The organism is Ligilactobacillus hohenheimensis, assembly GCF_947381805.1.
In the GTDB taxonomy this organism is placed as follows: Bacteria; Bacillota; Bacilli; order Lactobacillales; family Lactobacillaceae; genus Ligilactobacillus; species Ligilactobacillus hohenheimensis.
Genome location: NZ_CANCXC010000006.1, coordinates 1 through 10,203, shown reverse-complemented (window position 1 = coordinate 10,203; position 10,203 = coordinate 1). Strand labels below are relative to the sequence as shown.

Below are 10,203 nucleotides of genomic sequence, written 5' to 3'. Positions count from 1 at the left end.
ATGAAGCGGACCATTACTAATCGGTCGAGGACTTAACCAACGGTTAAGACGTGGTGGGTTCAAGCAAGAAGGAAAGAATTGTTAGCTAGTTTTGAGAGAACAAAGTTCTCTTAAGAAGATAGTGCGGTGATGATGGCCTGAAGGATACACCTGTTCCCATTCCGAACACAGTAGTTAAGCTTCAGCGCGCCGAGAGTAGTTGGGGGACCGCCCCCTGTGAGGGTAGGACGTCGCCGTGCTTTTTATTCCGGCATAGCTCAGTTGGTAGAGCACCTGACTGTTAATCAGGTTGTCGACGGTTCGAGCCCGCCTGCCGGAGTAATAATGGAGAGTTGTCCGAGTGGCTTAAGGAGCACGATTGGAAATCGTGTAAGGGGGTAACGACCTCCTTCGAGGGTTCGAATCCCTCACTCTCCGTTAATCATAATATGCCGGATTAGCTCAGTTGGTAGAGCAGTACTCTCGTAAAGTAAAGGTCGCTGGTCCGAGTCCAGTATCCGGCATTTAATAAATTATTTTAGTTTGTTAAACGCCGTTAAACCGGCGTTTTTCTGGCTCTATAATATTCAGCACTGATGGAGAAAAATCCACCAGTGCTGTTTTTGCTATCATGGTTTATAAAAAAGGAGATGAAAAAAGGTAGCTCACTTGGAGCTACCCCACCAAAACCATGGATAATTTTATCAGAGATTTAGTTGGAATTAAAGACCCGACGCTTAAATTTGACCCACGTTTCACTAACCCCACGGCGCCAACCGCAGATGGAGCCTTGATTATTCATCTAATGCAAACCTATCCCATGACTTGTCCCCTTTGTGGACGGCCAATGTTGAAAAACGGGTTTCAGACGGTCGATATTAAGGGTTATCCGCAGTGTGGGACGCCGGCGATTTTGCGTATTCGTAAACAAAAATATCTTTGTCGTCCTGATTTGCTTTGCCCGCGTACGGTGACTAAGATTGCTGCTGTGATGGGAATTAATCACCGTCACCGCATCGCCAATGCAGTCCGGTATCGCGTCGTTCAAGAACTCCATACCAACCAGTCATGCGGCGCAATCGCGCAGCGTTTATCGATTTCAACGACCACGGTGCTTAGAGTCTTACGCTTAACGCAATCAGACCTGCAGGTTAACCATAATTGGTTACCCCGGGCGATTGCCCTGGATGATTTTAAGGGCGGACCATGGAGTGCCAGTGAAATGAGTATGGTCTTAGTTAATCCTGAAAATGGTCGCTTGTTAGACGTGCTTCGCTCCCGCAAAAATGATTATTTAACGCATTACTTTAATCAATATCCGTTAGCCGTCCGGCAGCGGGTTCTGGCGGTTGTCGTTGATTTATATGATCCGTACCGGTCACTAATTAAACAATTATTTCCGCACGCCGTTGTGATTGCGGATTGCTTCCATATTGTGGGTGAATGTAACCGCGCTCTCCAAAATGTTCGTCGTCAAGTAATTAAAGCCCATGGGGCGAAAAGCCATGTTGGGCGGGCGTTAAAGCGTTATTGGAAACTGTTAAGTCAAGATCAAACTAAGGTTGATTACCAACACTTCCGGCGCCGCCGGAACTTCCGTTACGCCGCTTTGACTGATAGCGAAGTAATCAATCGGTTGTTAGAAATGGATCCAACGCTGGCCGCTACCTACGCTTATTATCAGGAACTTTTATTCTGCGTGCATCATCGTGATGCTGAGCGTTTTAAACAGCTGATTGCGGTGCCACTTCAGCGCCTTCCGGAGGCATTAAAACGGGTTCAGCGTACCTTTCGCAAACATGCCGCTGAGATTATCGCTAGCTTTAAGTGCCAGCTTTCAAACGGCCCGGTTGAAGGCATTAACAATAAAATCAAAGTGATTAAACGGGTTGCGTATGGTTACCGGAACTTTGATCATTTCCGGGGCCGGATTCTTTTATCCTGCCGCAACGAATACATTGATTTTGATCACCTGAATACACAAAAAATAGCTTAACGGAAATCCGTTAAACTATTTCGAAAATCACTCATCAGTGTTTGTTGACAAAGAGCCGTTTTTCTTATGTTTCTGTGGCTCTACACTAAATCCTGTTGATATAGTTGGCTCTACACTAAATCCTGTTGATATGGTTAAATGTTAAACTATTATCAACAGGATTTTTTGTTACTGTGACCAATAAAAAAAGAGCCACAGTACCAAAAATCCACCAACATTCAATAAAGGACTTGATACTGTGAGCTCTTCTACTATGAACTCCATTAACGATTATACCCACTTTGCGCTTGATATTAAAGACGAAAATATTATTTTTACTGATTACCAGGAGGAACTGCGCGGTGGACGGCGGGCAAAAGTCTACTACGGTACCCTGGAAACGCCGATTAAGCAGTGTCCGACTTGTCATTCTGCGGCCCTGGTGCGAAACGGAAGCGCTCGGGTGTCCATTCGATATCTGGCGGTGGATGCTTCACGGCCGGTTTATCTTGATTTGCGTAAACAACGTCTGCGTTGTCAACGATGTCACGCCACCGTCATGGCAACGACACCGCTCGTTGAGCGGCATTGTCATATCAGTAATGCCGTTAAACAAAAGGTGCGGATCGAACTGACGCGGCAACTGGCAATGACAGAAATTGCGGCTGATACAGGGGCGTCCCCCAATACGGTGGCGCGGGAACTAACCGCGATGCCAATGCCCCAAACCCACCTTCAACAGGCGGGCTTACCGCATAACCTTGCGTTTGATGAGTTTCGCGGCGTGGGGTCCCACCTGCATTTTATCTGTTTAAACAACGATAATCATCAGATTTTTCAGATCCTAGCGCAACGGACCCGGCACACCGTGACGGAGTATTTTAGTCAGTTTTCGCCGGCGGAACGGGCCCAAGTGCACAGCGTCACCATTGACCTGAACTACCACTACCAGGAGATTATCCGCCAGCTGTTTCCCAACGCTTTGATTATTCTGGATGGTTTTCATCTTTGTCAGATGGCAACCCGGGCGTTCAACCAATTACGGGCGCAGACGGCTAAACAATTTGCCACCAACTCCCGCGAATACCGGTGCCTCAAGTTTGGGTGGAAACAATACCTTAAGGCTAGCGAACAGCTCAGCTCCCGGCGGTATTATGATGTTCACCTTCATGAATGGATCTCCCCGTTAGAAAAGGTACATCTCGGGCTCCAAGCCGATGATTGCTTACAGGAAACCTACGACGTTATGCAGACAATTACCCACGCGTTACGCCACGGTGATCAAGAACGCCTGGCCGCTTGTGTACAAGCACCCCATCATGTTGGCCCGCAAATGCAGGGCGTCCTCCGCAGTTTTCGAAATAACTATCAATATATCGTGAATAGTACCTCGTCATCATATTCCAACGGCGCCTTGGAGGGAACCATCCGGAAGATTAAACAGCTTCAGCGTACGGCGTATGGTTTTTGCAATTATGATCATCTAGTTAAGCGCATCATGTTGATGCAGGCGGCTAAAAAACAAAAATACGCTGCCTAATAGACAACGTATTTTCCATCCATCAACAGGATTTGACAAAGAGCCATATAGTTTAACATTTAACCATATCAACAGGATTTAGTGTAGAGCCAAATTTTTAAATGTTGGAGGAAACAACCAGACAAATAGTCCTATCATTCCGGGATTCATCCGCTACGCCCAGATTAGTCACCAAAGTGTCATATCCCCGGGTACGATATTCGACGCTGGCTTCAGGTTGATTGCAATGTATGTCTGTTCCCTGTCATCCTTGTTCCCTTTATTTATGAACGCACGTTCGCAGCACATAATCATACCAGGTTTATAGAAAGATATATAACTATTCCTTGGAAACTTGAAAGTGGGATAGAGTACCCATAAATTAAGGGATTAGCCACTTCTTAGAATTCCAGGGAGTGATTGTTTGTTGCGGCCCTCTGATTGTGTTATCCTTGATACAGAAAGTAAGATGTAATACGTAAGGGGGTAATTCGGATGACTGTGATGACGGCAAAAGTGTCACAAAAGGGACAGGTAGTAATTCCAGCTGCAATTCGTAAGGCTCAAAACATAACAACCGGAACGAAGCTTTCGTTTACGGTAACTGATGATGGTATTACGATAAAAAAAGTGCCTTCAAGTTTAAACTGGGATAAGTTAATCAAAGATATTCCAAACGAAAAGGTCGAATTTGATCGGGCAGGGCATTATGATGCGGCGAAATCTCCATACTTTGATGAATGGATGAAAGAAAATGAGTAGTCCGATGGAAATCTATTTGGCGGAAATTCCTTACGAAGATTGTAATCAAGTAAAGTACCGTCCAGCATTAGTCGTCTCGGTGGGGCGTGATGACGTCACGGTTTTTAAGATAACGTCAAAGTATAAATCGAAGTCTGAGCGAATAAGGAAATATTATTATCCTATTCAGGAATGGCAGCAGGCGGGATTAAACCGACAATCTTATGTTGATATCCACCGGACGTTTACGTTACCACAGAGAATTGTATTTAAGAAACCGCCGTTAGGAAAATTAACCACAAATGACATGATTAGGTTATTCGAGTTTATTAAGAATAGGTAGATGCCATAAAACTAGTATTAGCGACAGGTTAATTTCCGGATCTATAATATCCAGCACTGATGGAGGAATCCACTAGTATCGCCATTATAGGGGCGATTTTATGTGTATATGAAAAGTCGGACAATGAATCACTTTCGATTCCTTGTCCGGCTCTTTTTAATGAACTGGAAGTTTTTTCCCAGCCTCATTTATGTCCTTATTTAATAACATTGATTAACCGTTCAACTAGTAGTTGGATGGTATCAACGATTTTTCGTTGTTTTTGTGGTTTAAGTTGGATTAATGATGCGATTAATTTTTGAACATTAAGCGGAAGTTCGTTCACACGTTGTTGTTCATTTGAATTATCTTGAAATAAATCGCCCATCGTAATGTTTAAGACGTTACAAATATCTATTAAATGCTTAGAACCAATGTTAGTATACGTCCCATTCTCCATTTTAGAAATGTAATTAGGTGATAAGTCACTTAATTCGGCTAACTGTTCTTGAGTAATCTGTTTCTCTTCACGTTCTTTCTTTATTTGCCTTCCGATTTCAAAGTTTTTCGAGTACAAGTCAATCTCTCCATTAGTTTTTTTGGTTCTTTGTCAATCCTATTGTTGTGGGTAAATGTTAAACTATATCAATAGAATTTTTAGATATAACGAACAATGAAAGCGGGAATCGAACAGATGGATTCCCGCTAATGGCTGCTTAATTAGCGCCCCTACTTTTCCGGTGTGTAGATTAGATGCTTGTTAACAAAAGCATCTAATCCAAGGATACTCAGTTCACGCCCATAGCCCGAATTCTTAACACCACCGAATGGAATGGCTGGAAGGGATGTCCAGCTAGAATTAATAAATGACATCCCCGTCTCAATCTGAGCCGCTACACGTTCAGCGTGGTCGGGGTCACTTGAAAAGATTGTTCCCCCGAGACCGTAGCTTGAATTGTTAGCAAGATTAATAGCCTCCTCTTCGGAATCAACCTTATAGATTGTGGCAACCGGGCCAAACATTTCCTGGTCGAAAATTGGATTATCCGGAGTAATTCCTGTTAGAATGGTTGGCTCAAAAAAGAAGCCCTCCCCAGCAACAGCATGTCCTCCGATAACACAGGTGGCACCATGCTCAATGGCTATATTAACCTGTTGTTGAAGCTTTTCTTGGGCTCCCTTGGAGGAAAGCGGAGCCAGGGTGGTTGCTGGATCCATCGGGTTACCCATCTTCAATTGCGCAAACTGTTCTTTAAGTATGGTAACAAATTCGTCATACTTATCAGCCATAACGATAAACCGTTTAGACGAAGTGCAGACCTGCCCGGCATTATCAATCCGGGCGCGGGGAGCAACCTGTTTAACGAGGTTCCAGTCCGCATCGTCAAGGATAATAAACGCATCGTTTCCGCCGAGTTCCATGGTTGATTGCTTGAGGTTTTTTCCGGCTGCGGCTGCAACGGCTGCGCCCCCACGCATCGAACCCGTCAGGCAAACGCCAGATACCCGTGGATCAGCGATAATTCTGGCGACCTGGTCGTAACTGATGAAAAGGTTGGTGAGGGCCCCGGCTGGAGCACCTGTCTTCTCAACTAACGTAGCGAAAGCCTGGGCCGATGTTGGACAGATGGAAGCATCTTTAAGGATCATTGGATTGCCCACCATGAAATTCGGAGCAAATACCCGAACAATTTGGTAGAGGGGGAAATTCCATGGTTCTACCGCCATGATTACCCCGGTCGCTTGTTTTATATAGTGGGCTGAACCTTGGCCGACTGGCATTGGTAACTCAACTGGTTGGAGCATTTCCTCGCCGTGATTGGCGTAGTACTCAGCAATCATTGCGCAGAGGTCAACCTCTCCTTGTGATTCACGGAAAAGTTTTCCCATATCGTAGGTAATGGTTCTAGCGAGTTCATCCCGATGTGCGCGAAGAGCCGTCGCAATTTTAAGCAACTGTACTTTTCTGGTCGTAATGGGTTGTGTTCGCCATTTATGGTAAAGAGCATGGGCCCGCGCTAGTGTCCGATTTACCTCTGCGTCAGAAGCGTTCGGGAAGGTTTTAAGTGTTTCTCCCGTATATGGGTAGGTTGTTTGGTATGTCATATAAAGTCCCTCTTGTTTAAAAAAATATGTTCATTTAATATATAGTTTCTTTAAATCGATATTAACGATAAAATGAACTATTTGTATTTTATACGCCTCCCCGTTGAAAGGCAATGACTATTTTGAAAATGTAGCAACGTAGGGCAAAACATCATGAACTTTTTTCTAATTAAGTGAGCTCCCTGCCAAATTCTGTTGATAAAGGGGATGCATCGTTTTCTTGTAGACCACTAGTAATTGTGATGCGGGTTATATAGGCGTTATTACAAATAAAAATCTACGTGAAAAACATTTAATCGAGAAAAAGTTGCCGAAAGCATTGCTTTTTTGAATATTCCGTGTAGAATATAAAATTAAAATATGATGAGTATAATATTAATCTGTACTTAAAGAAACGATGTAAAATGTACGGTACAGGACACGCAGTCAACTTTTGGGGTGGCCGGCAGAAGCGGAATACCATTCTGTACCTTTGGATTTACGGGCTGCTCGGCGCAGTCACCGGTGTATTAGTTCTGTATGTTTGTGCTCTTTACGTCAATTAAAGGTTATGCCACGGTCTACCTCATTGCTGGGGTACTGTACGTGATTGGCGCGCTTTTCCTGTTAGTCGCCTTCAAGAAGAAGTATAATAATCTAACCCGGCCAGCTTCCCGGCAAGCAACAACCCAAGAAGTAGGAGAAACAGTCGCTGCGGAATAGGGTATCTCAATAGATGATTAATCTTCTTCGTTATCGTTAATAGAAATCCGACAGTAGCTTAGTGGTTCATCCGCTAGGCTATTTTTATAGCATTCGGCGCTGCTGGGGATTTTCGCTAATGTTATTTTTGGTTTTGAAGACGATGCTATACAGTAGTAATATTAGAATCCTTTCATCATAATTTAATCATATGCTATAATGTACTAAAAACCAATAACAGCTAGGTTTACCGGCAAATCACTAAGGAGAAGAGAGAATGAGTTTATTAAAGAGAGTATTTTTTCGCCAATCACCAACAAAGTACGGGCTAAAGGACGGCCACTTGAACCGGTCGCTTCGGGTGCGGGATCTTTTATCCCTGGGAATTGGAATGATTGTTTCCACCTCAATCTTTACCCTTCCCGGGGAGGTGGCGGCGATGTACACGGGCCCCGCGGTAATCATTTCGTTTGTGATTGCGGCCGTGGTGGCCTGTTTGGTCGCATTGGTGTATGCAGAGATGGCGGGGGCCATGCCGTTTGCCGGTTCCGCGTATACGTGGATTAACGTTCTTTTTGGGGAACTCCCTGGCTGGGTAGTCGGCTGGGCGCTGCTTGCTGAGTATATTATCGGCGTTTCCTTCGTTGTTTCGGGAATATCATCAAACTTGAAACCGATCCTGGCCTCGGTCGGGGTGCATCTTCCGGTCTTCCTCGCTAACCCCCTCGGACAGGGTGGTGGGGTAGTTGATTTGATTGCAGTGGGAATTGTTTTAATTGTCGGCTTGCTGGTATCCCGAAATTTATCCAAGATAACGTTGGTTGAAAACGCGCTGGTTATCCTGAAAATCTTTGCGATTCTTTTATTCATCGTAGTTGGTGCCACCGCTGTGCACCTTAGTAACTTTTACCCGTTTATCCCCGCATACCACGCAACGAGCAACGGCGCGTTTGGCGGATGGCAGGGAATTTACGCGGGCGTGGCGATGATCTTTGTTTCGTATTTGGGGTTTGATGCGATTGCCGCGAATTCGGCAGAAGCAGTGAATCCGCAAAAAACGATGCCCCGGGGGATTATTGGTTCACTGGGGATTGCGTCGGCCTTCTTCATTGCGGTGAGTTGCGTCTTAATTGGGGTACTGCCGTATCAACGGTATGCGGCCAGCGCTGAACCAATCGGGATTGCGCTCCGGGCAATTCATCATCCGTTAATCGCAACCATTGTGCAGTTAATTGCCGTGTTTGGCATGTTTACCGCCGCCATTGGTTTCATGTTGTCCGGTTCGCGGTTAATCTATTCATTCAGCCGCGACGGGATGTTACCGAAGTTCTTTAGCCGGCTAGACCGGAATCAGCAACCCAAAAACGCCGTGACACTCATTACGGTGGTTGTCGTTATTGTGAGTTCGCTCTTGCCGTTTAGCTTTTTATCCCAGTTGGTATCGGCGGGAACAATCGTCGCCTTTATGTTTGTGTCAATCGGCCTCTTCTTTCTGCGTAAAAGGGAAGGGCGCGATATTGCCCAGCCAGCGTTTAAGGTGCCGGGTTATCCGGTTGTTCCAGCACTTGCCTTCATGTTTAGTTTATTAGTTTTCATCGGGCTTGACCGGGCAGCAAAGGTGTATGCGCTGGGATGGTTTGTTCTGGGAGTCATCATTTACTTTGTGTATGGCATTCGGCATGCAAACCACCAGTAAGAGCGTTTTAAGTGGTGTTTTCCGGTAAAATTAAGTAGAATAAAGCCTAGGTTCTAAAAAAGAAATTCGGACAGAGAAAGAGGCATCATGATGGTAAAGGCAATTAAGCTGACGGCGACGGCCCACTACCTCCCGTCACGGGTTGTGACAAATGATGAACTTAGTCAGTTAATGGATACGTCAGACGAGTGGATTCAGGCGCATACGGGGATTAAGACCCGGCACTTTGCGATTGGTGAGGACACGTCGGATATGGCGTTAAAGGTTGCCCGGGAGCTTCTGGCAACGGCAGGGTTGGCACCGACACAAATCGACCTGATTATTGTTTCAACCATTACGCCCAACGCCCTCACGCCTTCCACGGCGGCAATCGTGCAGGGAAAGCTGGGCGCAACGAATGCGTTCGCGTACGACCTCTCGGCGGCGTGCGCCGGGTTTATTTTTGCGTCAACGACCGCCACGAAGTTTTTGCGGGCGGGCGGTTACCGCCGGGCAATGGTAATCAGTGCTGAAACAAACTCCAAGATGCTCGATTTTCATGACCGGACGTCCGCCGTTTTCTTCGGTGATGGCGCGGCCGGAGCAATCTACGAGGCCAGTGATGATCCGGCCGATGAGATGGTTGGCGGGGAGCTGCTTGAAACGCAGGGTGACGAGGAGTCGATTCACAGTGGTCGGGTAGCCCCGTTGAGTGCGGTGAAGGCGGATAACTATCCCCGGACCGATGCCTTTTACCAGGACGGGCACGCCGTGTACGAGTTCGTTACGCAGCGGATTCCTGAACATATTGCCGCGTTTCTGCAGCAGGAGCACCTGACTCCAGCGGACGTCGACTTTGTGATTCCCCACCAGGCGAACCTCCGGCTAATTGAACAGCTTGCTGAACGGACCGGAATTCCGCTCGCAAAGTTTGCCCAGGAAGTGACGACGGTGGGAAACCTCTCTTCAGTGGGGATTCCGCTGGCCCTCGACCGGGCTATTCGGGCGGGGAAGCGGCCCCAGCACGTGCTTCTTACGGGCTTTGGCGCCGGATTGGCCTACGCAAGTATGTTGTTAGACCTGTCGAAATTAAAGTAATAACGGGCTATTAAAAGAGGCTGGGATAATGTGAAGTGCCCTACAATTGTTAGACAAAGAACTAATGATTGTGAGGCACTTTTTGTATGGTTAAATATAATCCCGAA

Annotated in this window: 9 protein-coding genes, 3 tRNA genes and 1 rRNA gene; 11 read left to right on the top strand and 2 right to left on the bottom strand. The window is 46.1% G+C overall.

Going from position 1 to position 10,203, the window contains the following annotated elements; genetic code table 11:
* The first annotated feature begins 122 nt into the window (after positions 1-122).
* The 8 genes from rrf (at position 123) to QOR60_RS06610 (ending at position 4,557) form a co-directional block, all read left to right on the top strand.
* Positions 123-239: ribosomal RNA gene (rrf, locus tag QOR60_RS06645) — 5S ribosomal RNA — on the top strand.
* A gap of 7 nt (positions 240-246) precedes the next feature.
* A tRNA-Asn gene (locus QOR60_RS06640) sits at positions 247-319 on the top strand.
* 7 nt (positions 320-326) lie between these two features.
* Positions 327-417, top strand: a tRNA-Ser gene (locus QOR60_RS06635).
* 13 nt (positions 418-430) lie between these two features.
* Positions 431-503, top strand: a tRNA-Thr gene (locus QOR60_RS06630).
* A gap of 296 nt (positions 504-799) precedes the next feature.
* A complete protein-coding gene (locus QOR60_RS06625; protein ID WP_283582591.1) occupies positions 800-1,975 on the top strand; it encodes an ISL3 family transposase in 1,176 nt (391 codons plus the stop codon).
* Positions 1,976-2,228: 253 nt separating this feature from the next.
* A complete protein-coding gene (locus QOR60_RS06620) occupies positions 2,229-3,494 on the top strand; it encodes an ISL3 family transposase (protein ID WP_283582590.1) in 1,266 nt (421 codons plus the stop codon).
* A gap of 474 nt (positions 3,495-3,968) precedes the next feature.
* The gene (locus QOR60_RS06615) at positions 3,969-4,235 is read left to right on the top strand and encodes an AbrB/MazE/SpoVT family DNA-binding domain-containing protein (RefSeq protein WP_283582589.1); all 267 of its coding nucleotides are present in this window, start codon (positions 3,969-3,971) and stop codon (positions 4,233-4,235) included.
* Positions 4,228-4,557, top strand: coding sequence for a type II toxin-antitoxin system PemK/MazF family toxin (locus tag QOR60_RS06610; RefSeq protein WP_326520561.1), 330 nt, complete (start codon positions 4,228-4,230; stop codon positions 4,555-4,557). Before QOR60_RS06615 ends, QOR60_RS06610 begins: the two co-directional genes overlap by 8 nt.
* Positions 4,558-4,753: 196 nt before the next feature.
* Here QOR60_RS06610 and QOR60_RS06605 read toward each other — a convergent pair whose 3' ends face one another.
* Together QOR60_RS06605 and QOR60_RS06600 are read right to left on the bottom strand one after the other, a co-directional pair.
* Positions 4,754-5,113 carry a helix-turn-helix domain-containing protein gene (locus QOR60_RS06605; RefSeq protein WP_283582588.1) on the bottom strand — a complete coding sequence of 120 codons (360 nt, stop codon included), beginning with the start codon at positions 5,111-5,113 and terminating at the stop codon, positions 4,754-4,756.
* A 152-nt stretch (positions 5,114-5,265) separates the two neighbouring features.
* Complete coding sequence (locus QOR60_RS06600) at positions 5,266-6,642, bottom strand: NAD-dependent succinate-semialdehyde dehydrogenase (protein WP_283582587.1); 1,377 nt, start codon at positions 6,640-6,642, stop codon at positions 5,266-5,268.
* Between the two features lie 519 nt (positions 6,643-7,161).
* Here QOR60_RS06600 and QOR60_RS06595 point away from each other — a divergent pair.
* From QOR60_RS06595 to QOR60_RS06585, 3 genes are all read left to right on the top strand, one after another.
* On the top strand, positions 7,162-7,344 hold the full coding sequence (locus QOR60_RS06595) for a hypothetical protein (RefSeq protein ID WP_283582586.1): 183 nt from the start codon (positions 7,162-7,164) through the stop codon (positions 7,342-7,344).
* A 256-nt stretch (positions 7,345-7,600) separates the two neighbouring features.
* Positions 7,601-9,019: an APC family permease gene (locus tag QOR60_RS06590; RefSeq protein WP_283582585.1), complete on the top strand. Its 1,419-nt coding sequence runs from the start codon at positions 7,601-7,603 to the stop codon at positions 9,017-9,019.
* A 90-nt stretch (positions 9,020-9,109) separates the two neighbouring features.
* Positions 9,110-10,096, top strand: a complete 987-nt coding sequence (locus QOR60_RS06585) for a beta-ketoacyl-ACP synthase III (protein WP_283582584.1) — start codon at positions 9,110-9,112, stop codon at positions 10,094-10,096.
* Positions 10,097-10,203: the final 107 nt, after the last annotated feature.

Excerpts from the sequence above, each read along its gene's own strand:
- QOR60_RS06625 (WP_283582591.1), top strand. The coding sequence starts at position 800 with ATGACTTGTCCCCTTTGTGGACGGCCAATGTTGAAAAACGGGTTTCAG.
- QOR60_RS06620 (WP_283582590.1), top strand. The coding sequence starts at position 2,229 with ATGAACTCCATTAACGATTATACCCACTTTGCGCTTGATATTAAAGAC.
- QOR60_RS06615 (WP_283582589.1), top strand. The coding sequence starts at position 3,969 with ATGACTGTGATGACGGCAAAAGTGTCACAAAAGGGACAGGTAGTAATT.
- QOR60_RS06610 (WP_326520561.1), top strand. The coding sequence starts at position 4,228 with ATGAGTAGTCCGATGGAAATCTATTTGGCGGAAATTCCTTACGAAGAT.
- QOR60_RS06600 (WP_283582587.1), bottom strand. The coding sequence starts at position 6,642 with ATGACATACCAAACAACCTACCCATATACGGGAGAAACACTTAAAACC.
- QOR60_RS06595 (WP_283582586.1), top strand. The coding sequence starts at position 7,162 with ATGTTTGTGCTCTTTACGTCAATTAAAGGTTATGCCACGGTCTACCTC.
- QOR60_RS06590 (WP_283582585.1), top strand. The coding sequence starts at position 7,601 with ATGAGTTTATTAAAGAGAGTATTTTTTCGCCAATCACCAACAAAGTAC.
- QOR60_RS06585 (WP_283582584.1), top strand. The coding sequence starts at position 9,110 with ATGGTAAAGGCAATTAAGCTGACGGCGACGGCCCACTACCTCCCGTCA.